This window comes from Pseudomonas sp. MWU12-2029, from assembly GCF_023242425.1.
Lineage (GTDB): Bacteria > Pseudomonadota > Gammaproteobacteria > Pseudomonadales > Pseudomonadaceae > Aquipseudomonas > Aquipseudomonas kribbensis.
Window position 1 is genome coordinate 94,180 of sequence record NZ_JALJDY010000008.1, and the last position, 22,634, is coordinate 116,813.

Sequence of the window (22,634 nt, forward strand, 5' to 3'; positions counted from 1 at the left end):
ACCATCGCAGGTAGGCACGCCGCAGTTGACGAAGATCAAGCAGGGGAGTTCGATAGGGGCCTTCCGAATCGTCCCAAGGAGTAGGCAGATGGCCAAGCGAATCCAGTTCCGCGCCCATGGCGGCCCCGAAGTGCTCGAATACGTTGACTACCAGCCTGCCGAGCCCGGCCCGCAGCAGGTTCGCGTGAGCAACAAGGCCATCGGCCTGAACTTCATCGACACCTACTACCGCAGCGGCCTGTACGCGCCACCGGCATTGCCGTCGGGTGTGGGGGCGGAAGGCGCGGGCATCGTCGAGGCAGTGGGTAGCGCCGTCACCCGGTTCAAGGTCGGCGACCGCGTGGCCTATGGCAGCGGCCCACTGGGCGCCTACAGCGACGTGCATATCCTGCCGGAGGCAAATCTGGTCCACCTGCCGGACGCCATCAGCTTCGAAACCGCGGCCGGCGTGATGCTCAAGGGCCTGACCGTACAGTACCTGCTGCGTCAGACCTATGAACTCAAGGGCGGCGAAACCATTCTGTTCCACGCGGCGGCCGGCGGCGTCGGTTTGCTGGCCTGCCAATGGGCGAAAGCGCTGGGAGTGAAGCTGATCGGCACCGTCAGCTCGCCAGCGAAAGCCGAACTGGCCAAGGCCCACGGCGCCTGGGAAACCATCGATTACAGCCACGAAAACGTCGCCCAACGGGTGCTTGAATTGACCGACGGGAAAAAGGTCCCGGTGGTGTACGACGGCGTCGGCAAGGACACCTGGCCGGCCTCGCTGGACAGTGTGGCACCTCGCGGTCTGCTGGTGAGCTTCGGCAATGCCTCGGGCGCGGTGGACGGGGTGAACCTGGGTATTCTGGCGTCGAAAGGTTCGCTGTACGTCACCCGACCAACGCTCGCGACCTACGCCAACAATGCCGAAAACCTGCAACGCATGGCGGATGAGCTGTTCGGAATGATCACCAGCGGCAAGCTGAAAGTGGATATCAGCCAGCGTTACGCACTGGCTGATGCGGCGAAGGCGCAGACCGAGTTGTCGGCGCGACGCACCACCGGTTCCACCGTTCTGCTGCCCTGACCACAGACTTCTCCGGCCAATCGTCATGACTTGGCCGGGGTCTGTTCCAATGTCACAAAAAACGGTGTCTTGCCAGTCAGCGTCGTTTCAAATGCCTGACGGGCAAGACGCTTCACCTCCAGCCCCAACACACCTGGCAGGCTGAGCAATGCGCTCGCTTGCCCCTCGACCTGCAAAGCACCTTCGATGAGGGATTGCGCGATGGCAGTCAGTCTGTCCTCGGCGATAATCAGACGCATGTGCGCACCACCGGGCCGTCGCTCGATCTGCACCTGCACATCTGCTGTGTCCAATTCAGGCAAGAGCTGCCGAAGTACGTGCAATACCTGTGACTGAGTGATGATCGCCCCACCCAGTTTGATCGATGTTTCGACCCGTCCCTCAAGGGCCATAACCGGCATGGAGCTGCCGCAGGCACAATTCGTCACCGTGCGCAGGATTCGCCCGCGATCCCCGATCCTGTAGCGAAACAGCGGCGCATGATCGGGCAGCAGGGGCGTCAGCAGAAACTCGCCTGTCTCCTCTTCTGCCACGGCCTGAAGGGTCAGGGGATCAACCACTTCGACCAGCATCGCGTCGGCATGCAAATGATAAAAACCGTGTTCAAGGTGTGCACACTGAAAGCCGATGGGACCCGTTTCCGTCGAGCTGTAGCCCAACGAGCGAATTTTCAGCTTCGGCCAATCCCTGGCCAATTGGTCGCGCAGCGTTTTACTGCAGGGTTCTCCAATGTAGTAAAGCCACCTCAGACTGCCCAACTGTTCTGAACCAACGTTCTCGTGATTGAACAGTGCGGCGGCGAAGGAGGGAGTGCATATCAGCGCATCGGCCGCGTGCGACTGAATCAGTTCGACAATGCGCTGAATGCCCATCTGTGAACCGGCTGGCAACAAGCGTGCGCCAATGTGCTGGACGATGGCTGTCGCGTAATGAAACGCACCCTGCATTTCACCGGCCGTCAGGCAGTTGATGACCACCTCCGGATGCTCGTCCGTCATACCAAACATCCGCGCCCCCAGAGGCACGATCGCGGCGTTGAACGCCCAGGAATGAGTGATCTGTTTGCGATTGCCGGTGCTCCCTCCCGAGGTCAGGGTCAGTCCGCCACCGGGTGCTCGGTTCGACGCATCGCCGAGTGCGGAAAACAGCCCACCTCCGAACTCGTCTTCCACTGCCAGAACCGGCAGTCGATGCAGATCAGCCAATGTCTGCACCTCCAGGATCCGGGGATACAGCGCGCGGAACCATGGCAGCGCGCGCGCGTGAGCCAATTTTTGTGCAAGAGCATCGGCCGATAAATCCATCAGAGGATCATTGCTCATTGCCCCATCCTCCCTGACGAATGCCCAACTCCTCGAATCCGCTACGGACGGCACTCGCCAGAGATTCCAACTGGCGCTGACTGTGGCTCGCGCTGATGGCCAGACGCAAAATCGCCTCGCCCTTGGCCACTACCGGAAACAGTGCGGTAGTGACCGCCATGCCCCGCCGACGCAAATGCTGCGCCAGACAGATCGCATCTCTCTCGGCCCCGACGCGGACAAAACGAATGGGGGACTCGACCAGATGATTGCCCAGCACCGGCCCAAGCAGACCGTCGATCACGGCGATATTTCGCCACAGTGCGGCCTGCAATTGACCCAGCTCCGGCGACAGGTGGATATTCCCGGAGGCGACCGCCGCGCCAACTCCAGCCATGGAAAGGGGGCCGCCAAACGTATAGGTCGAGGCGTGGCCGCGTATCAGCTCGGCATCCGCCGCCGTACGCACGGTGATCGCGCCACCGGTTGCACCGAATGCCTTGGAAAGAGACGACAGGAGAATCAGTCGACCGCGCAGCCGTTCTTCCGCAGCGGCCAATGCATATCCACTCCCTGCTGCTCCGTGGATCGAAGTACCGTGGGCATCATCCGCATAAAGATAACCGTCAAAACGCTCCGCCAGTTGCAACAGGCGGTTGACCGGATACAAACCGCGCATCGAGCCAATGCTGTCGGTCAGGATGATGGGCGTGTTACCCGCTGCGACCGCCGCCAGACACGCATCCTCTACTTGCTCCAAATCGCTGCAATCGCATCGCTTTACCGGCCCGAACTGCCAGAGAATGCCCTGCAGCACCTGCATCGAGGCATGCGCCGCGCGGTCAACAATCCAGCAGGGACCACGCCTCAAGGGGTAGGAGGGCATTTCGCCGGAACCGAGCAGCGGCAGGCAGCCGAGATGCGCATTGCCTACGGAGTTGAAGGTAACCGTATGTCCCTGAAATATCCGGCTCAGTTGTTCATCCAGCTCACGCATGGGAGGCAACAGGACTCGGGTTCGCGCGGCAGCGAACTGCACACCGAAGGCTTCGGCGGCGCTCACGGCTCCGTGAATCAAGCGTGGATCACACTCCAGCCCCAGGTAAGAACATGAGAGAAACTCCGTCAGCCGTTCGCCGCTGTCGAGTTCGATCTCCTTGGCTTCACGTTTGACCAGTTTCAGACCATTCAGCCCGGCATCGAATAACTGCTGTTGATCATCACGAGATTGCCGGACACGGTTTTTGACCCAATTGACGGTCGGTTGAAAGGTGTTCATCGGGATACCTGCATAGCGGCTGTCCGGCGATAGACCTGCACACGCCAGAGCTGGGTTTTTTCTCGTGCGATTTCTGCCTGGTACTGATGGGTGATATCGCAGAAACCTGCACAATCGGGTTGAACCACATGTAAATGGCCACGCATGACCACCCGCGCGTTTTCTGCCAGCGCTGGTGCCAGATGCTGCAGAACATGGGTACCGGCCGTTTCGGGCATGAAGGAGGGCACGTCCGACAGAGATACGAAATCGATGCCTGTTTCCCCGTCAACGCAGTCGAGGATGTCAGCCTGCACAACGCGTAACTCGCACTGCTGAAGCCCCTCACGGGCACGCTGGAAAATTGCCGGATCGCACTCCAGCGGAAAGCCTTGCGGATAGCGCAGTTCACCGAAAAACAGCATTTGCAGGAAAAAACTCTCGCGGACCACCTGAGAGGTGAACAGCCTGTGGAAAATTTCCAGGTAGGCCGCGCGAGAACTGATACCGAGGTTGTTGGGGGGAAACGAGCCCTTGTACAGCAGCGAATTGAGTACTGCTGCGTTGCCCAGCAAAGCGATCACGGCCTTCCAGCGCTTGCGCGGAAAGCGCTTTCGGTAATATTCCGTTTGTTCCTCAAGGCAGCCGTACTGAAAAATGCCCCGGCCCGCCTTGCCGGTAAACAGTCCGGTGATTTTCGCCAGCCGCTTCAGAGTCTGCTCGAATGCGCCCATGTAGATCGGCGCGCCCCATTGCCTGGACTGGAATAACCCAAACAACCAGCGACGATCCGCGGGCGGCAAAATCAATTGCTGAAAAATGGATCGGCGCCGTGCTCTGAGACTTTCCATCCGATAGCCCATGAACTCCATGAACGACTCGTGATCGGTCTGTTCCAGCAACGCCAGACGCAACCGGGTGAACGCCAGTTGCGGCGCACTGATGTCGCTACAGGTCATGCGTAAAGGGTTTGCGGCCAGCAGCGGCAACAGGCGACCGCCGCATCCGGCAATTCCCAGCACGTGGCGGGCATGCGCGGGCAGGATCGCGTACTCAAGCGCGGTGTCTTCATCCCCCAGCGTGTAGTTGAGCTGGTCGAAATAGTCAGCCATGTCTGCCTCCAGCCTCCTGATATGAACATGGGCGTGAGGTCTTCATTGGTTGTCCAGGGCGTGGAGGAAGTCATAGCGGGGCGCCAGCCCGTTTTGCCAGGCTTCGTACTGCTCATAAACGGCCTCAAGCATGTTGCCGGTCAGGCGCAGGCTGGTTTCCATGACGGTGGCAATGGCATCCCAATCGTCTTGACGCTTGCAGGTGCGCTGCAGCATGAGTTTGAATTCGTTGAAGTGCTCGATATCGATGTCGGAATGTGCAACGAAGAACGTCAGCTGAGCCGGTTTCAGCTCCAGCGTTTCACTCAGACGGTTTATAAGTGGCGTAATGAACTGGTAGGCATTTTCTGCCCAATAACTATAACCAAGCCGCTGCAGCGGATTACCGGTAAAGGAAATCCAGTATAAATAGGCAATCAACACTTCAGTCTCTGGAAGTGCAGATGGAATATCGAACACTTCATGCTTCAGACCAAGGCTCATGACATCGTGCATTGCCATCTTTTCATGACCGACTTCCTGTGCCGCATGTTCAAAACAGAACTTTGCATACACCGGATTTTCTGCATGTCGCACACCCACCAATCCTTGATTTCGCGCATTGTGTGCCGTGTAGTGAAAGGTTTCGATCATGTAGATCGCATATAACGCTCTGGAAACTTCACCTTCGCGAATGGCTTTAACCAGCCGCGAATTCTCCAGAATATGGGCCCATGACTTTTCGATTCGCTCATCGAGCAGGCTCAACTGTTGGTTAAAACTGAGGGGCGCATTCATCAAGGTGCTTCTCCGATGGGTTGGCGAGCAGGTGGATGGGTTGTTGAAGTGCGGCGAAAATCTGCTGCCATTGAGCTGAAAGCAGCCAGTAATCACCACGCTTGCGGTGTTCGATGTGCAGAGCGTCGGTAGTGATCGGCGTCAGGCCGAAGCGCTGGAAGAATCGTCGTTGCGGTGAACGGCAGAGGGCGGTAACGCCTTCATGACCGTGCCTGATCGCCCATTCCGTGGCAGCCGCCAGCAGGCCGTTGACCGACATCGGGAATTGATTTTGCGAGTGGCTGATCAAGCGGCTGAACTCGACATGGCGCGATAGCGCCACCGTGGGAGAAACATGCTGCTGCGTCAGTGATGCCCATTCGAACGGCGCAGGCGTGACTCTCAATACAGCCATGGGTCTGTCGTGCAGATACAGCAAAAAGTGGGTACTGCGCGAGGCAATTGCCAGGCGTGTTTCAAACAATCTGGCTTTGGGTGTCAGCATGTAGTGCTGCAGTCGCAGCCGAAAATGACGAGCAACAAACTGTTCAAACTCTCGCGTATCCGAGCCTGCCTCAAGAATAACGATACGATAACTTTCATAACGACTTTTCAAGGTCGCCTGTAATGCCTGCAGACTGTCCGTTAATTGCAAATACCTGATATCCATTTTTTCTCCGCAGCCGTGAACTTGTCGAAGTTTTCTGAGCGCATTGAAATAATGAATGTTTTTAGAAAAATCGCCACTGTGTGGCTTCTGAGAATAACGTCGGAAAAATTACAACAATTTGATACTTATGGATTCGTCTGACGTTGAAAGGGAAAAATCAAACCAAAAAACCTGGCAGTAACTTCAGTTACATGAAGGAAAAATCGCAGGCACGCGTAGTACTCCTCGCCATGAAAGCCGAAGAGTACTCACAGAATTAACCAAAGGTAATATCAGGCCGGACGCACAACCTTGCCGGTCGCCAGATCGCGGATCAGGCTCGGATTCTTGCGCCCGCCGAGCATCCCGCCCAACACCAGATCGACCTGGCCCCGGAAATACTGCTCGACACGCAAGCGAGTCTTCGCCGCTGGCCGGCCTTGCGGGTTGGCCGATGTCGAGATCAACGGTCCGACCAGCGAGCACAAGTCCCGCACCTGCGGATGATCGCTGACCCGCAGTGCCACGGTGTCATGCACCCCGGTCACCCACTCCGGCAACAGGTTCTGATGTGGCACCAGCCAGGTGTTCGGCCCCGGCCAGGTACTGGCCATGCGGTCGATCCAGTCCTGGGGGAAATCCTCGAACAGGAAATCGAACTGGCGAATGTTGTCGGCGACCAGGATCAATCCCTTGTCCACCGAACGGTTCTTGATCGCCAACAGGCGATCCACCGCTTCTTCATTCCATGGATCGCACCCCAGCCCCCAGACGGCTTCGGTTGGATAGGCAATCACCGCCCCGGCGCGAATCTCTCGTGCGGCTTGTTGCACACGCCAACTGTTGACCATGAAAAACTCTCCGCAAACAGGTTTCGCGCAGTTTACCGATCTTCAATGTAAAACCTAGCTTACCCGCGCAAACCAGCGACCGTTTTCGCACACCGCGCGGCCCTCCATCTCCAGCTCGGTCAATGTCGCCAGTACTTTGGGCAACGCCCAGCCAATGCTGTCAGCCAAACCTTCGCTGGTATGGGGTGCGGCGTGCAACAGCCGCAACAACGGGTTATCGGTACTTGGTGCGGTTGCGGACACCGACAGGTGCTGCCAGCCGCGCAAGGCTTCGAGAATATGTTCGATGGTTTCCACCAGCACCGCGCCATCGCGAATCAATTGGTGGCAACCGCGCGCGCCGGGGTGGTGGATCGAGCCCGGAATCGCGTACACCTCGCGCCCCTGTTCCGCCGCCAGTCGAGCGGTGATCAACGAGCCGCTGGCCACGCTGGCCTCGACCACCAGTACGCCGAGGGACAAACCGCTGATGATCCGGTTGCGTCTGGGGAAGTTGCTCGCCGTCGGCCCGGCGTCCAGTGGAAACTCCGAAATCACCGCACTGCCCGAGGCAATCATCGTGTCCGCCAGCCGCCGGTTGCGCTGTGGATAAAATTTTTCCAGACCGGTGCCCAGCACACCGACCGTTTGCCCGCCGACGTCGAGCGCAGCTTGATGCACAGCGGCATCGATACCCAGCGCCAGGCCACTGGTGACGACGAAACCGGCCCCGGCCAGGCTGCGGGCAAACGCTGTGGCGGTGTCCATGCCCGGGCGCGAAGCGCGGCGACTGCCGACCATCGCCAGTTGTGGTTTTTCCAGGATCAGCGGGTCACCGGCGACAAACAGCAGCGGTGGCGGGTCGGCAATCTGCGTCAGCAATGCCGGGTAGTCCGGCTGGTCCCACATCAGCAAATGCTGGCCCGGGCGCTCTAGCCAGGCCAATGTGCGGCTCGCGCCATCGCGTACTTCAGGACAACGGCGCGCTTCGGCACTTGCCACCGGCAACCCCAGTGAACGCCAGGCACTGGCCGGCGCACTGATGGCTTTGGAGGCGGAGCCGAACGCTTCGAGCAATCGGGCAAAACGTTTCGGGCCGATCTCCGGCAGGCGGTGCAGGCGCAAACGCGCTTCCAGTTCCGCTGGGGAAACCGGCGTACAGACAGGCATCATCATGGATCATCCTTGATCGTTATAAGCCCCGAACCTTTCGGAACAAGCTGTGGATAACTCTGTTGGTAACTTGTGAAGCCAGCTAAGGATTTCGCACCTTGTCCAGCACCGCCAGCGAGCGCGATGCGTTCAATACCAGGCCGTAGCTGAGCTTGTCGTAGGTGCGGAACACCATCAGCAATCCGGCGCGTTCATCAGGGATCTTCAGTGGTTTTCCGGTGATCCGGTCACGCACGGTTTCCCCGGTTTTCATCACCACCAGCACGTTGCCTTCAGCCAGACCGTCGCGCTTGCCCTTGTTCAGGGTCACCACGTCCATTGCGCCGATCTGCGTGACGCCCCGTGGCACATCGATGATCAGGCCGTTGATGTCGCTGGTGGGCGCGCTGGGCATGAAGGTCGAGTTGATCGAACGCTCCTCGCCACTGAACAGACGGTCGCCGAGGCGCACTTCCTGTGTGGTGCGTTGCAGGGCGAGGGTGGCGACGTCGCCCTCGGTGGCGACGATTTCACCGCCGCCGATGTCATCGGCGTTGATCCCCAGAAACTCCTTGCTCTGCGGATCGGTGTAGACCTTGCCCTGGCGGAAGATGCCGTAGACCGTCTGGTTCGGATCGAAATGCCCGCGGGCGAAGATCCGGTCGCCGGTGCCGCTGAGCACCCGCTCTGCATCACCGGCAACGATGTACGGCGCCTTGTCGAAGTCCTCGACCTTGTCGACGATGCGGTTGCTCAGCAGAAAGCTGTTGATGGATTTCAGCGGAATGCTCGGGATCGCCTCGGCGACCGGGCTGCTGCGGATCCGTGGCGACAGCTTGATCGTGCCGCGCGATTCCCCGCGATTGAGGGTCAGGCGTGGCTGACCATTGACGTAACTGAGCGTCAGGGTGTCGCCCGGATAGATCAGGTTGGGGTTTTCGATCTGCGGATTGGCCCGCCACAACTGCGGCCACTGCCAGGGTTCGCGCAGGTACTTTCCGGAGATGTCCCAGAGTGTGTCCCCCGAAACCACCGTGTATTGCTGTGGAAAACCTTCCTTGAGTTGCACTTGCCCGTGCGCGGTGCCGGCCGAGGCCAGAAACAGCAGGGCGAGTAGTGATTTCCTCATGCGGTGAATCCCTTTATCATGTGCGTTCGCGTGAAACGCCAGAGCCCCCGTGGCTCGCTCCCTGCTCTATGCTGAAAAGCAAGGAGCTACGTTTCACAACGGTAGCCTGCATCTTCGGACCCGCCAGGCCATCGCCCGACTTTACCTCACACGTGCAGCAATCAAGCTTATGGCCATTTTGAACATCCTCGAATTTCCGGACCCGCGTCTGCGCACTATCGCCAAACCTGTGGCTGTAGTGGACGACGAAGTGCGTCAGCTGGTCGATGACATGTTTGAAACAATGTATGAAGCGCCGGGCATCGGCCTCGCCGCGACCCAGGTCAACGTGCACAAACGTATCGTCGTGATGGACCTTTCCGAAGACCGCACCGAACCCCGGGTGTTCATCAACCCCGAGTTCGAACCGCTGACCGACGAAATGGAGCAATACCAGGAAGGCTGCCTCTCGGTGCCGGGCTTCTACGAAAACGTCGACCGCCCGCAGAAGGTCAAGATCAAGGCTCTGGACCGTGACGGCCAACCTTACGAACTGATCGCCGAAGGCCTGCTCGCCGTGTGCATCCAGCACGAATGCGACCACCTCAACGGCAAGTTGTTCGTCGATTACCTGTCCACGCTCAAACGCGACCGGATCAAGAAGAAACTGGAAAAGCAGCACCGCCAGAACGCTTGATGCCCCTCTCCAAAGGCTTGCTGCGGCAAGCCTTTTTCTTTTTATGAGATTCCCCCATGACTGAGCCACTGCGCATCGTTTTTGCCGGTACCCCGGAATTCGCCGCCGAACACCTCAAGGCCCTGCTGGACAGCCCTTACGAGATCGTCGCGGTCTACACCCAACCGGATCGTCCGGCCGGTCGTGGGCAAAAACTGATGCCGAGCCCGGTCAAACAGCTCGCCCTGGAAAATAATATCCAGGTGTTGCAGCCGCCAACTCTGCGCAACGCCGACGCTCAGGCCGAGCTCGCTGCGCTCAAGCCGGACTTGATGGTGGTGGTCGCCTACGGCCTGATCCTGCCGCAAGCGGTGCTGGATATTCCGCGCCTGGGTTGCATCAACAGCCACGCCTCGCTGCTGCCGCGCTGGCGCGGGGCGGCGCCGATCCAGCGCGCCGTGGAAGCGGGCGACGCCGAGAGCGGCGTGACCGTGATGCGCATGGAAGCAGGCCTGGACACCGGGCCGATGCTGCTCAAAGTCGTGACCCCGATCAGCGCCGACGACACCGGCGGCAGCCTGCACGACCGTCTTGCCGAAATGGGCCCGCCAGCCGTCGTGCAAGCGATTGCCGGTCTGGCCGCCGGCACTCTGGAAGGCGAAGTGCAGAACGACGACCTCGCCACCTATGCCCACAAACTGAACAAGGATGAAGCGCGCATCGACTGGAGCCGTCCGGCTGTCGAGCTGGAACGTCTGGTCCGCGCCTTCAACCCATGGCCGATCACCCACAGCACGCTCAACGGCGAAGCGCTGAAAGTGCTGGCGGCGACAATGGCCGAAGGCAAAGGCGTACCGGGCACCATCCTCGGCGCCAGCAAGGACGGCCTGCTCGTTGCCTGCGGCGAACAGGCGCTGTGCCTGACCCGCCTGCAATTGCCCGGCGGCAAGGCGCTGAACTTCAGCGATCTGTTCAACAGCCGCCGTGAGAAGTTCGCTGTCGGTACCGTACTGGGCGCAGCGGTGGACGCGCAATGAACCCGCGTCTGGCCGCCGCCAAGGCACTCGCCGCCGTCCTCAGCGGCAAGGCTTCGCTCAACAGCTCCCTGCCGACGCAACTGGACAAGGTCGAGGATCGCGATCGCGGTTTCACCCAGGATCTGGCCTTTGGCACCGCCCGCTGGCAGCCCCGTTTGTCGGCGCTGGCGGAAAAACTGCTGCAGAAGCCGTTCAAGGCTGCCGACGCCGATGTCGAGGCGCTGTTGCTGGTGGGTCTCTATCAGTTGCTCTACACCCGCGTCCCGGCTCACGCCGCCATCGGCGAAACCGTCGGTTGCGCCGACAAGCTGAAAAAGCCGTGGGCCAAAGGTCTGCTCAATGCCGTTCTGCGCAACGCCCAACGTGAACATGAGGCGATCTTCGCCGAACTGGAACGTGATCCGGTGGTGCGCACCGCTCACCCGCGCTGGCTGCAGAAATCCCTCAAGGCCTTCTGGCCTGAGCAATGGGAAGCCATCTGCGAGGCGAACAACGCGCATCCGCCGATGATTCTGCGGGCCAATCGCCGTCATCACAGCCGCGACGCCTACCTCGGTTTGCTGACTGACGCGGGTATCGCCGCGCAGCCATGCACCTTCAGCCGCGACGGCATCGTCCTCGACGCTGCCGCCGACGTGCGCAGCCTGCCGGGCTTCGCCGAGGGCTGGATCAGCGTGCAGGACGAAGCCGCGCAACTGGCCGCCGACCTCCTCGATCTCGCGCCGGGCCAGCGAGTGCTGGACGCCTGCTGCGCACCGGGCGGCAAGACCTGCCACATCCTCGAAGCCGAACCGGCACTGGCCGGTGTAGTGGCGGTGGACCTGGAAGCCAAGCGTCTGGTGCGGGTGAAAGAAAACCTCGAACGCCTCGGCCTGAGCGCCGAACTGATCGCCGCCGACGGTCGCGACACGGCAGCGTGGTGGGACGGCAAACCGTTCCAGCGCATCCTGCTCGACGCACCGTGCTCGGCCACCGGGGTGATCCGTCGCCATCCAGACATCAAGCTGACCCGTCAGGCCGACGACATCGCGGCCCTCGCGCAACTGCAAGGCGAGTTGCTCGACGCGATGTGGAAAACCCTCGAAGTCGGCGGCATCCTGCTCTACGCCACCTGCTCGACCTTGCCGACCGAGAACACCGAAGTCATCGCCGCGTTCCTTGAGCGCACGCCGGGCGCCCGGGAACTGGATCTGGCCACACAGGCCGGGATCAAACAGCCCCACGGTCGCCAGTTGCTGGCCCAGCAGGGCGGGCACGACGGGTTCTACTACGCCAAGCTGATCAAGATCGCTGCCGTGCGCGGCTAAACGGATTCAATGGAGTGACGGGTTGAAAATCATCATCCTCGGTGCAGGGCAGGTCGGCGGTTCGCTGGCTGAACATCTGGCCAGCGAAGCCAACGACATCACCGTGGTCGACACCGATGGCGACCGTCTGCGCGACCTTGGCGACCGTCTGGATATCCGCACCGTGCAGGGCCGGGGCTCGCTGCCGACCGTGCTGCGTCAGGCCGGTGCCGACGACGCCGACATGCTGGTGGCGGTGACCAACAGCGACGAAACCAACATGGTCGCCTGCCAGGTTGCCCATACCCTGTTCCACACCCCGACCAAGATCGCCCGGGTACGCGAAGCCTCGTACCTGACCCGCGAGGAGCAACTGTTCCAGAACGAAGCGATCCCGGTGGATGTGCTGATCAGCCCCGAGCAAGTGGTCACCAACTACATCAAGCGCCTGATCCAGCATCCCGGCGCCTTGCAGGTGATCGACTTCGCCGAGGGCCAGGCGCAACTGGTGGCGGTGCGCGCCTATTACGGCGGGCCGCTGGTGGGGCAGCAACTGCGCCAGTTGCGCGAACACATGCCGAATGTGGAAACCCGCGTCGCCGCCATTTTCCGCCGTGACCGTCCGATTCTTCCTCAGGGCGACACGGTGATCGAGGCCGACGACGAAGTCTTCTTCATCGCCGCCCGTGAGAACATTCGCGCCGTGATGAGCGAAATGCGCCGTCTCGACGAAACCTACAAGCGCATCGTCATCGCCGGCGGCGGGCAGATCGGCGAACGCCTGGCCGAGGCCATCGAAAGCCGTTACCAGGTGAAGATCATCGAGATGAATCCGGCGCGCTGCCGTTATCTCTCGGATACCCTCGACAGCACCGTGGTGCTGCAGGGCAGTGCATCGGATCGCGACCTGCTGCTGGAAGAGAACATTGCCGACGCGGACATCTTCCTCGCCCTGACCAACGATGACGAAGCCAACATCATGTCGTCGCTGCTGGCCAAGCGTCTGGGGGCGAAGAAGGTGATGACGATCATCAACAACCCGGCCTACGTCGACCTGATCCAGGGCGGTGATATCGATATCGCCATCAGCCCGCAACTGGCGACCATCGGCACCTTGCTGGCCCACGTGCGGCGTGGCGATATCGTCAGCGTGCACTCGTTGCGCCGGGGCGCGGCGGAAGCGATCGAAGCGGTGGCCCATGGTGATTCGAAGTCGAGCAAGGTCATCGGCAAGGCCATCGAAAACATCGCCCTGCCGCCGGGCACCACCATCGGCGCAATCATCCGCGATGAAGAAGTGATCATCGCCCACGACGACACGGTGATCGCCGCCGGCGACCACGTGATTTTGTTCCTTGTGGATAAAAAGCATATTCGCGATGTGGAGAAGCTGTTCCACGTGGGCCTGAGTTTCTTCTGACCGACCAAGAGGCGAGACCGATGATCGAATCCCTGGAAAAAATGCTCGCCAAGGGTGTGGATAACTCATTGCTGCGCTTCGGCCTGGGCAAGGGTTATCTGGATCTGGGGGAAAACGCGAAGGCGGCCGAGCATTTCCAGCGTTGCGTCGGCTTCGATCCGAAATACTCGGCAGCGTGGAAACTGTTGGGCAAGGCGCAACTGGCGCAGGGTGATCTGGCGGCTGCGCGGCAGGCATGGGAGCAAGGGCTGGAAGCGGCCAGGGCCCATGGCGACAAGCAGGCCGAGAAGGAAATGACGGTGTTTCTGAAGAAGCTGGAACGGCAGAAGCCGTGACGGCTGTGGATAACCCGTTTTGTCAGGTTATCCACAACTGCACATCGCCGATCAGTACCAGCGCGCCTCACCTGGCGGGCGCTTCTTGAAGCGTTTCATGCTCCACATGTACTGGCTCGGATAAGCCGCCACATAACGCTCGACCACCTGACTCATCGCTGCGCAGGAGGTTTCGGTATCGGTGCTGTACATGGCTTCCGGCGCGGCTTCCAGAATCACCTTGTAGCCGGAACCGTCCGGCAGACGCAGGGCATGCAGGAACACGCCGACAGCCTTGCCACCGGCGAGCATGTTCGGCACGAACTTGCTGGTCAGGGCCTGTGTGGCGAAGAACGGCACGAAGATCCCGGCGGATTCGGCCGGTTCCGGGTCCGCAGGAATACCCACCTGACCGCCCTTGCGCACTTCCTTAATGACACTGAGGATGCCTTCCTTGGTCGACGCCGCCACGCGGTTACCCAGTTGCACCCGCTGTTTGCGCAGCAATTCATCCACAGCCTTGAGCTTCGGCGGACGATAGAAAATGATCGGTTTGCACTGGCTGCAATAGAAATGGTTGAGCACTTCCCAGTTACCCAGGTGGCTGGTAATGCCGACCACGCCTTTGCCCGACGCCAGTGCATCCTTGAGGATGTCGAGGCCTTCGACTTCGCGCACCAGGTCGATGGAACGCTGGGCCGGCCAGATCCAGGCGCAGGCGCTTTCGGTCAGGGACTTGCCGATGTCTTTCAGGCTCTGGCCCACCAGACGCTCACGTTCGGCCGGGTCCATCTGTGGAAAACATTTGGCGAGGTTGATCCGCACCACATCGCGGGAACGGTTGGGGGTTTTCCACATGATCCAGCCGATCGCCGAACCCACGGCCTGCACGGCCCGCCACGGAAGCAGGGCAAACAGCCGCAGAGCGCCAACCAGCATGGCGCCTTTAAACTTTTCCACAGGTCACTCCTGATCTTGTGCTGTGCGCGAGGCGGCCATTCTAACCGGCGTTGACCAGCTGCGCGTAGCGGTCGCAGTCCTGAGTGTGATCCATGACCATGCCCGAGGCCTGCATCAGCGCATAGCAAATGGTCGGGCCGACAAAGGTGAAACCGGCCTTTTTCAGGCCTTTGCTCATGGCCACGGCTTGCGGGGTGATGGCCGGGACTTCGCTGCGATCCTTGAAATGATTGATCACCGGCCGGTTATCCACAAACGACCAGAGGAAGGCCACCGGATCTTCCAGCGCCAGCCACGCCTGGGCATTGCGCCGGGCGGCATTGAGCTTGAGGCGGTTGCGGATGATCCCCGGATCAAGCATCAAGTCATCGATTTCCGCGTCGCTCATCTGCGCCACGCGTTGTACGTCGAAGCCGTACAACACCTCGCGATATCGCTCGCGCTTGCGCAGCACGGTGATCCACGAAAGCCCGGCCTGGAACCCTTCGAGCAAAAGCAACTCGAACAATCCCTGCGCATCGCGTAGCGGCGTGCCCCACTCCTGATCGTGGTAAGCCATGTACAGCGGATCTTCGTTGCACCAAAAGCAGCGTGGCATAAGGCTCCAGGGGGTGGAGGTGCGACTGAATCGGGTATACTCCCGCTCTTTAAATCGCAGCCCAAGAAACAGGTGAATTTCGTGAGCCAGCCTACGCCAGCCGTGCGTACCTTCCAAGACTTGATCCTCGCGCTCCAGCAATACTGGGCCGAGCAAGGTTGTGTGGTACTTCAGCCCTACGATATGGAAGTAGGCGCCGGCACTTTCCACACCGCGACATTCCTGCGTGCCATCGGCCCGGAAACCTGGAACGCCGCTTACGTACAGCCAAGCCGCCGTCCGACTGACGGCCGTTACGGCGAAAACCCGAACCGTCTGCAGCACTACTACCAGTTCCAGGTAGTCCTGAAGCCGAACCCGGACAACTTCCAGGAACTGTACCTGGGCTCCCTCAAGCATGTCGGCCTGGACCCGCTGGTCCACGACATCCGCTTCGTCGAAGACAACTGGGAATCGCCGACCCTCGGCGCCTGGGGTCTGGGCTGGGAAGTCTGGCTGAACGGCATGGAAGTGACCCAGTTCACTTACTTCCAGCAGGCGGGCGGCATCGAGTGCTACCCGGTGACTGGCGAGATCACCTACGGTCTCGAGCGTCTGGCCATGTACCTGCAGGGCGTGGACTCGGTCTACGACCTGGTCTGGGCTGACGGTCCGTTCGGCAAGGTGACCTACGGCGACGTGTTCCACCAGAACGAGGTGGAACAGTCCACCTACAACTTCGAACACGCCAACGTCGACAAGCTGTTCGAACTGTTCGACTTCTATGAAAGCGAAGCCAAGCGCCTGATCGAACTCGACCAGCCGCTGCCGTTGCCGAGCTACGAAATGGTCCTGAAGGCCTCGCACACCTTCAACCTGCTGGATGCGCGCCGGGCAATCTCGGTGACTGCGCGTCAGCAATACATTCTGCGCGTGCGCACCCTGGCGCGTTCCGTCGCCCAAGCCTACCTGCTGGCCCGCGCCAAGCTGGGCTTCCCGATGGCAACCCCGGACCTGCGTGACGAAGTACTGGCCAAGCTGGAGGCTGCACAATGAGTGCTCAAGATTTTCTGGTTGAACTGGGCACCGAAGAACTGCCACCCAAAGCCCTGAACACCCTGGCCGAAGCGTTCCTCGCCGGTATCGACAAGGGCCTGCAGGCTGCCGGTCTGAACTACGAGACCAAAACCGTCTACGCCGCACCGCGTCGTCTGGCTGTGCTGATCACCGCGCTGGCGACCCAGCAGCCGGATCGCAGCATCAACCTCGACGGCCCGCCACGTCAGGCTGCGTTCGATGCCGAAGGCAATCCGACTCAAGCGGCACTGGGCTTCGCCAAGAAGTGCGGCGTCGAGCTGAGCGAAATCGACCAGAGCGGTCCGAAACTGCGCTACAGCCAGAACATCGCCGGCAAGCCGACCGCCAGCCTGCTGCCGACCATCGTCGAAGACTCGCTGAACGACCTGCCGATCCCGAAACGCATGCGTTGGGGTGCACGCAAGGAAGAGTTCGTGCGTCCGACCCAGTGGCTGGTGATGCTGCTCGGCGATCAGGTCATCGACTGCACGATCCTCGCGCAGAAGGCTGGCCGTGAATCCCGTGGCCACCGTTTCCACCACCCGGAAAGCGTGCGCATCGGTTCGCCGTCGAGCTACCTGGCCGACCTGCGTGCCGCTTACGTGCTGGCCGACGCCAACGAGCGTCGCGAGATCATCAGCAAGCGCACCGAAGAGCTGGCGACCCGTCAGGAAGGCACCGCGATCGTGCCGCCGGCGCTGCTCGACGAAGTGACTGCACTGGTCGAGTGGCCGGTGCCGCTGGTGTGCTCGTTCGAGGAACGTTTCCTCGACGTGCCGCAAGAAGCGCTGATCACCACCATGCAGGACAACCAGAAGTATTTCTGCCTGCTGGATGCCGACGGCAAGTTGCTGCCACGTTTCATCACCGTGGCCAACATCGAATCCAAAGACCCGCAGCAGATCATCGCCGGTAACGAGAAGGTGGTTCGCCCACGTCTGACCGACGCCGAGTTCTTCTTCAAGCAGGACAAGAAGCAGAAGCTCGAAGCGTTCAACGATCGCCTGCAGAACGTGGTGTTCCAGGAAAAACTCGGCAGCGTCTACGACAAGGCCGAGCGCGTGTCGAAACTGGCCGCGTACATCGCCGCACGCATCGGCGGCAACGCTTCGTGGGCTGCCCGCGCAGGCCTGCTGTCCAAGTGCGACCTGGCCACCGAAATGGTCGGCGAGTTCCCGGAGATGCAAGGTGTCGCCGGCTACTACTACGCCCTCAATGACGGCGAGCCGGAAGACGTTGCCCTGGCCCTGAACGAGCAGTACATGCCACGCGGTGCCGGCGCTGAACTGCCGGCCACCCTGACCGGTGCGGCCGTGGCCATCGCCGACAAGCTCGACACCCTGGTCGGCATCTTCGGCATCGGCATGCTGCCGACCGGCAGCAAAGACCCGTATGCCCTGCGCCGTGCGGCACTGGGCGTGCTGCGGATCCTGATCGAGAAACAACTGGATCTGGACCTCAACGACGCCGTGGCTTTTGCCGTGAATTCCTTCGGTGCCAAGGTCAAGGCTGCCGGCCTGAACGACGCGGTGCTGGAATTCATCTTCGACCGCCTGCGTGCGCGTTACGAAGACGAAGGCGTGGACGTGGCCACCTACCTGTCGGTACGTGCCCTGAAGCCGGGTTCGGCGCTGGACTTCGACCAGCGTGTGCAGGCGGTGCAGGCCTTCCGCAAACTGCCGGAAGCGGCAGCGCTGGCGGCGGTGAACAAGCGTGTGTCGAACTTGCTGAGCAAAGTGGAAGGCTCCGTGCCGACCGACGTTCAGGCCAAGTACTTCGACAACGCCAACGAGTTCTCGCTGTACTCGGCGATCCAGCAAGCGGACCAGGCAGTACAGCCAATGGCCGCAGCGCGTCAGTACAACGAATCGCTGGCACGCCTGGCCGCCCTGCGCGAGCCGGTCGACGCGTTCTTCGACGCGGTGATGGTCAATGCCGAAGACGCCAATGTACGGGCCAACCGTTACGCGCTGCTGGCGCGTCTGCGTGGCCTGTTCCTGGGCGTTGCCGACATTTCGCTGCTGGGTTGAGGGATTGCTGTTGAAACTGCTGATTCTCGATCGGGACGGAGTGATCAACTACGACTCCGACGCTTACATCAAGTCGGTGGAGGAGTGGATTCCGCTGCCCGGCTCGATCGAAGCGATTGCGCAGTTGAGCAAGGCCGGCTGGACGGTGGCGGTCGCCACCAACCAGTCGGGCATTGCTCGCGGCTACTACGACCTCGCCACCCTCGATGCCATGCACGCGCGCCTGCGCGAACTGGTGGCGGAGCAGGGTGGTGAAGTCGGGCTGATCGTGTATTGCCCGCATGGGCCGGACGAGGGTTGCGAATGTCGCAAGCCGAAACCCGGCATGCTGAAAACCATCGCGCAGCATTACAACGTGGCGCTGACCAATGTCTGGTTCGTCGGCGACAGCCTTGGTGACCTGGAGGCCGCCAAAGCCGTCGATTCACAGCCCGTTTTGGTAAAGACCGGGAAAGGCGAAAAGACTCTGGGCAAGACCCTTCCGGTCGGCACCCTGATTTTTGACGATCTGGCGGCGATTGCCGCAGAACTTATCCACAACTAGAGTACTTCTGAAGTTCCTGACCAGGGATTGATCGGGAGTGCGCTTGAACAGTCGGGCATCGCCCGTAACGGTAAACGTCGCCATGTCGATACTGCAGGCCATCAGAATCTTCCTCTTTTACCTGCTGCTGGGCACCACCGCTCTGCTGTGGTGCAGCCTGAGCTTTTTTATCGCGCCCTTTCTGCCGTTCAAGGCGCGCTATCGCTTCATCAACGTGTACTGGTGCCGCTGCGCCTTGTGGTTGACCAAGGTGTTCCTCGGTATCCGTTACGAAGTCAAAGGCGCAGAAAACGTGCCTGACCGGCCCTGCGTGATTCAATCGAACCACCAGAGCACCTGGGAGACGTTCTTTCTCTCCGCTTATTTCTCGCCCTTGAGTCAGGTGCTCAAGCGCGAATTGCTGTACGTGCCGTTCTTCGGGTGGGCGATGGCCATGCTGCGGCCGATCGCCATTGATCGCGACAACCCGAAAGCTGCGCTCAAGCAAGTTGCGGCAAAGGGTGACGAGCTGCTCAAGGACAATGTCTGGGTGCTGATCTTCCCGGAAGGCACTCGCGTTCCTCATGGCACCATCGGCAAGTTTTCCCGCAGCGGCAGCGCCCTGGCGGTGAATGCGGCACTTCCAGTGCTGCCGATTGCACACAATGCCGGCAAGTTCTGGCCGAAAATCGGCTGGGGCAAAAAGCAGGGTGTGATCACCGTAGTCATCGGTGAACCGATGTATGCCGAAGGATCAGGCCCTCGCGCCATCGCCGATTTGAACGACCGGGTACAGGCCTGGAACGAGCAGGCTCAACGGGAAATGGGTTCGTTGCCACCGGCACCACAAGCCCCGGCAGCCAGCGATCAAGTGACTGTCTGATTTTTGTGGATAACCTGTGTACGGTTTGTTGGCAATATTCCGAAAACAGCGATTAACTGACTGATTTATATATATATTTCTGAAGATGATAAAACACCGTAAAAGGTGCATAAGTTTTTTTCGGAAGTAAGAAAACCGGCTGATATAGCCGGTTTTTTTATGCCTGCTCTTCAACGATCAGCGGCAGCTCAAGACGGAATGTGGTGCCCTGATCGATGACGCTGATGCATTCGATCCGCCCACCGTGGTGATCCACCACGGCTTTGACCATCGACAGACCCAGCCCGACGCCATCGATGCCCTTGGCCGAAGAAAAACGCCGATATTGAGTGAACAGATCGGGCAGCTCTTCAGCCGCAATGCCTTTTCCCTGATCGGTCAGTTCGCAGTGCAGCCAGTCATCATGGCAGCGAACCCGCAACCTGACCGTGGACCCGGCGGGGCTGTACTTGATCGCATTTTCCAGCAGATTGAACAGCGCCCGGGTCAGCAGACCCTGGTCCGCCAGCACCAGACGTTCCTGGGATTGTTCATCCATATCGTTCAACAGCTCGATACGCTTTTGCTGGGCAATGGGCAGCGCCTGATCCAGGACGTCCATTACCAGCATCGCAAACAGACTCGGCTGGAACTGATAGGCCTTGGATTCGGCCCGGGCCAGCAGCACGAAACCGTCGGTCAGCTCCAGCGCTCGACGCACCTGGCGTTCAATCTGCTCGAATAATGGGGAATCTGCCCCGGCCTGATGTCGATGCACATCAAGCAGAGCGAGAATCGCTGAATGTGGCGCACGCAGGTCATGGGACAGAAAACGCAGCAACACGCCGCGCTGCTCTTCGGCGGCACGTTCGGCGCTCAGATCGGTAAGGCTCAGCAGCCAGCCAATCGGCGTGTCGCCGTCCACCGGTAACAATGCGGCGCGTTCCAGCCGCAAGCTGCGCTCCTTGTGATCACGAAACTCCACGAGAGGCAGGTCGGACAACTGTGGATGCGACGCTGTGGATAAATCCGGATAGCCAAGACTCGCCAGGCGATCGAGGACTTCATCACCGACCAGATCACTGCCGAACAAGTCACGCGCCTTGCGGTTGCCCAACAGGATCTGACCTTTGGGATCACTGATCAGGGTCGCAACCGGCAAATACTCCAGGCCATCGGCGATGAAACGCCGGGTGTCACGCGTGCGGCTCATGGCCTGTTCGAGGGCCATGATCTGACCTTGTAACCGGTCGCCACTGGCAAATTGTGCGCGCCGACGCTCGGGGAAAACCTTCGGTTCATCGTCCAGCCGGGACAACTCCCAGCCGAAGTAGGTCAGCACGACACTCAGACGTCGCCAGTTCCAGATCAGATAACCGAACAGCATGCCCAGCACTGCCGGCGTGGGGGACCACCAACGCTGAACTTCCGCCAGGCCGGCGCTGGTCAGCAGCACGCCAACCATGCCGATCAGCGTGAGCCAGAGCGCCAGACGCGGTCGCCACAGCAACAATCCCAGCACGATGGCCACCAGCACGGTAGACAGCACTGCGCCGCTGACAGGTGACGGGTCATGCAGATTGATCTGCGCACGCCAGGACAACAATGCAGTCAGCGGCAACAGCACTAGACTTATCCACACCCACTCGCGCACCAGTTGCCGAAACAGGCGTTGAACCTGACTTTGCACACGGCTTTCGTGGCGGCGTCGGTTAATCATGGAAAACAGGGCAGGGCGGGTTGAATGGTTTCATAGGCGACAGGTCTGAGGACGTAGACCCGAAGAATCATAGCGGCTCACCCCACGGCGTGCCGCTTACTTTCACTGCTTTGGTCGAACCGCCGGTATCGACCACCCATTACCCAAGCGACAAGGAATCCCGCGTATGCGCGTTGCGATACTGGACGATGAACCCGCCGAACTGCGCCGGGTCGAGCAGACCCTGCAACAAATGGCCGAGGCCGGCGAACAGCCCTGGTCGCTGCACAGTTTCGAACGCGGAGAAGACCTGCTGCGGCAACTGCGCCGGGAAACCTTCGACCTGCTGATCCTCGACTGGCAACTGCCCGACCTCACCGGCCTGGCGCTGCTGCGCTGGACCCGAGAGCACATGGAAGCGCCACCGGCCGCCATCATGCTCACCAGCCGTGACGGCGAGAGCGATATCGTCCAGGCGTTGAATGCAGGTGCCGACGACTATGTCAGCAAGCCCTTTCGTCCAAACGAGTTGAAGGCTCGTGTCACCGCCGTATTGCGCCGGCACAGCCATCAGCGCCCGACGGTGGCCAATGTCCTGCGTTTCAATGATCTGGTATTTGATGACGCCGAATTGACCGTTACCCGTGAGGGCAAGCCGATCATGATGACCGAGCGCGAGTATCGCCTCGCACATTGCCTGTTCAGTAACTTGGGTCGGCCGTTGTCGCGGGACTATCTATACGAAAGGTTCTGGCCCCACGAAGAAATGGCGTCATCGCGACCACTGGATACTCATATCTATCGGCTGCGTAACAAGCTGGGGCTGACGGCGGATCGGGGTTGGCAGCTGCTGACGATTTATGGGTATGGGTATCGGTTGGAGAGTGTGGCGGCAGGGGAATGAATCGCAGGCAATAAAAAAGGCCAACGCTTTTGCGTTG

At 60.4% G+C, this 22,634-nt stretch carries 22 protein-coding genes; 11 read left to right on the forward strand and 11 right to left on the reverse strand.

Features of this window, described 5'->3' with window-relative positions:
- Window positions 1-88: 88 nt before the first annotated feature.
- The gene (locus M5B44_RS20330; RefSeq protein WP_248740304.1) at window positions 89-1,066 is read left to right on the forward strand and encodes an NADPH:quinone reductase; all 978 of its coding nucleotides are present in this window, start codon (window positions 89-91) and stop codon (window positions 1,064-1,066) included.
- Between the two features lie 23 nt (window positions 1,067-1,089).
- On the opposite strand, the gene M5B44_RS20335 is transcribed toward M5B44_RS20330, so the two are convergent.
- The 8 genes from M5B44_RS20335 to M5B44_RS20370 all read right to left on the reverse strand — a co-directional run bounded on the left by M5B44_RS20335 (window position 1,090) and on the right by M5B44_RS20370 (window position 9,253).
- Entirely contained in the window at window positions 1,090-2,388 is a 1,299-nt protein-coding gene (locus M5B44_RS20335; protein WP_248740305.1) for a phenylacetate--CoA ligase family protein, read from the reverse strand.
- Complete coding sequence (locus tag M5B44_RS20340; protein ID WP_248740306.1) at window positions 2,378-3,646, reverse strand: aminotransferase class I/II-fold pyridoxal phosphate-dependent enzyme; 1,269 nt, start codon at window positions 3,644-3,646, stop codon at window positions 2,378-2,380. The genes M5B44_RS20335 and M5B44_RS20340 overlap by 11 nt, the downstream gene beginning before the upstream one ends.
- On the reverse strand, window positions 3,643-4,737 hold the full coding sequence (locus tag M5B44_RS20345) for a DUF3419 family protein (RefSeq protein WP_248740307.1): 1,095 nt from the start codon (window positions 4,735-4,737) through the stop codon (window positions 3,643-3,645). Before M5B44_RS20345 ends, M5B44_RS20340 begins: the two co-directional genes overlap by 4 nt.
- Before the next feature lie 42 nt (window positions 4,738-4,779).
- Window positions 4,780-5,514 (reverse strand): iron-containing redox enzyme family protein, encoded by a 735-nt coding sequence (locus tag M5B44_RS20350; protein ID WP_248740308.1) that lies wholly within the window; start codon window positions 5,512-5,514, stop codon window positions 4,780-4,782.
- Complete coding sequence (locus M5B44_RS20355; protein ID WP_248740309.1) at window positions 5,492-6,163, reverse strand: hypothetical protein; 672 nt, start codon at window positions 6,161-6,163, stop codon at window positions 5,492-5,494. The genes M5B44_RS20350 and M5B44_RS20355 overlap by 23 nt, the downstream gene beginning before the upstream one ends.
- A gap of 272 nt (window positions 6,164-6,435) precedes the next feature.
- Window positions 6,436-6,993: an L-threonylcarbamoyladenylate synthase gene (locus tag M5B44_RS20360; RefSeq protein WP_085713080.1), complete on the reverse strand. Its 558-nt coding sequence runs from the start codon at window positions 6,991-6,993 to the stop codon at window positions 6,436-6,438.
- Between the two features lie 54 nt (window positions 6,994-7,047).
- The gene (dprA, locus tag M5B44_RS20365) at window positions 7,048-8,148 is read right to left on the reverse strand and encodes a DNA-processing protein DprA (protein WP_248740310.1); all 1,101 of its coding nucleotides are present in this window, start codon (window positions 8,146-8,148) and stop codon (window positions 7,048-7,050) included.
- Window positions 8,149-8,227: 79 nt separating this feature from the next.
- The gene (locus M5B44_RS20370; RefSeq protein WP_248740311.1) at window positions 8,228-9,253 is read right to left on the reverse strand and encodes a LysM peptidoglycan-binding domain-containing protein; all 1,026 of its coding nucleotides are present in this window, start codon (window positions 9,251-9,253) and stop codon (window positions 8,228-8,230) included.
- Between the two features lie 169 nt (window positions 9,254-9,422).
- On the opposite strand from M5B44_RS20370, the gene def reads away from it, so the two are divergent.
- Genes def through M5B44_RS20395 form a run of 5 tightly spaced genes read left to right on the forward strand, consistent with a single transcriptional unit; the run spans window position 9,423 to window position 13,986 of the window.
- Window positions 9,423-9,929 (forward strand): peptide deformylase, encoded by a 507-nt coding sequence (gene def / locus M5B44_RS20375; protein WP_085713083.1) that lies wholly within the window; start codon window positions 9,423-9,425, stop codon window positions 9,927-9,929.
- Between the two features lie 56 nt (window positions 9,930-9,985).
- A complete protein-coding gene (gene fmt, locus M5B44_RS20380; protein WP_248740312.1) occupies window positions 9,986-10,945 on the forward strand; it encodes a methionyl-tRNA formyltransferase in 960 nt (319 codons plus the stop codon).
- Entirely contained in the window at window positions 10,942-12,252 is a 1,311-nt protein-coding gene (rsmB, locus tag M5B44_RS20385; RefSeq protein ID WP_248740313.1) for a 16S rRNA (cytosine(967)-C(5))-methyltransferase RsmB, read from the forward strand. The genes fmt and rsmB overlap by 4 nt, the downstream gene beginning before the upstream one ends.
- Before the next feature lie 22 nt (window positions 12,253-12,274).
- Window positions 12,275-13,651, forward strand: coding sequence for a Trk system potassium transporter TrkA (gene trkA, locus M5B44_RS20390; protein WP_085713086.1), 1,377 nt, complete (start codon window positions 12,275-12,277; stop codon window positions 13,649-13,651).
- A gap of 20 nt (window positions 13,652-13,671) precedes the next feature.
- Window positions 13,672-13,986 (forward strand): tetratricopeptide repeat protein, encoded by a 315-nt coding sequence (locus M5B44_RS20395; RefSeq protein WP_248740314.1) that lies wholly within the window; start codon window positions 13,672-13,674, stop codon window positions 13,984-13,986.
- 51 nt (window positions 13,987-14,037) lie between these two features.
- Here M5B44_RS20395 and M5B44_RS20400 read toward each other — a convergent pair whose 3' ends face one another.
- Window positions 14,038-14,925 carry a lysophospholipid acyltransferase gene (locus tag M5B44_RS20400; RefSeq protein ID WP_085713088.1) on the reverse strand — a complete coding sequence of 296 codons (888 nt, stop codon included), beginning with the start codon at window positions 14,923-14,925 and terminating at the stop codon, window positions 14,038-14,040.
- A 40-nt stretch (window positions 14,926-14,965) separates the two neighbouring features.
- Window positions 14,966-15,523: a DNA-3-methyladenine glycosylase I gene (gene tag, locus M5B44_RS20405; RefSeq protein WP_085713089.1), complete on the reverse strand. Its 558-nt coding sequence runs from the start codon at window positions 15,521-15,523 to the stop codon at window positions 14,966-14,968.
- An 81-nt stretch (window positions 15,524-15,604) separates the two neighbouring features.
- Here tag and glyQ point away from each other — a divergent pair, with 81 nt between their 5' ends.
- From glyQ to M5B44_RS20425, 4 genes are all read left to right on the forward strand, one after another.
- Window positions 15,605-16,558, forward strand: a complete 954-nt coding sequence (gene glyQ, locus M5B44_RS20410; protein WP_003187265.1) for a glycine--tRNA ligase subunit alpha — start codon at window positions 15,605-15,607, stop codon at window positions 16,556-16,558.
- Window positions 16,555-18,609 (forward strand): glycine--tRNA ligase subunit beta, encoded by a 2,055-nt coding sequence (gene glyS, locus M5B44_RS20415; protein ID WP_114880852.1) that lies wholly within the window; start codon window positions 16,555-16,557, stop codon window positions 18,607-18,609. The genes glyQ and glyS overlap by 4 nt, the downstream gene beginning before the upstream one ends.
- A 4-nt stretch (window positions 18,610-18,613) precedes the next feature.
- Window positions 18,614-19,153 carry a D-glycero-beta-D-manno-heptose 1,7-bisphosphate 7-phosphatase gene (gene gmhB / locus M5B44_RS20420; protein WP_167748786.1) on the forward strand — a complete coding sequence of 180 codons (540 nt, stop codon included), beginning with the start codon at window positions 18,614-18,616 and terminating at the stop codon, window positions 19,151-19,153.
- Window positions 19,154-19,235: 82 nt separating this feature from the next.
- Complete coding sequence (locus M5B44_RS20425; protein WP_085713092.1) at window positions 19,236-20,015, forward strand: lysophospholipid acyltransferase family protein; 780 nt, start codon at window positions 19,236-19,238, stop codon at window positions 20,013-20,015.
- Window positions 20,016-20,172: 157 nt separating this feature from the next.
- Here M5B44_RS20425 and M5B44_RS20430 read toward each other — a convergent pair whose 3' ends face one another.
- On the reverse strand, window positions 20,173-21,714 hold the full coding sequence (locus tag M5B44_RS20430) for a sensor histidine kinase (protein WP_248740315.1): 1,542 nt from the start codon (window positions 21,712-21,714) through the stop codon (window positions 20,173-20,175).
- A gap of 166 nt (window positions 21,715-21,880) precedes the next feature.
- Here M5B44_RS20430 and M5B44_RS20435 point away from each other — a divergent pair, with 166 nt between their 5' ends.
- Entirely contained in the window at window positions 21,881-22,597 is a 717-nt protein-coding gene (locus M5B44_RS20435; protein ID WP_085713094.1) for a response regulator transcription factor, read from the forward strand.
- The last annotated feature ends 37 nt before the right edge of the window (window positions 22,598-22,634 follow it).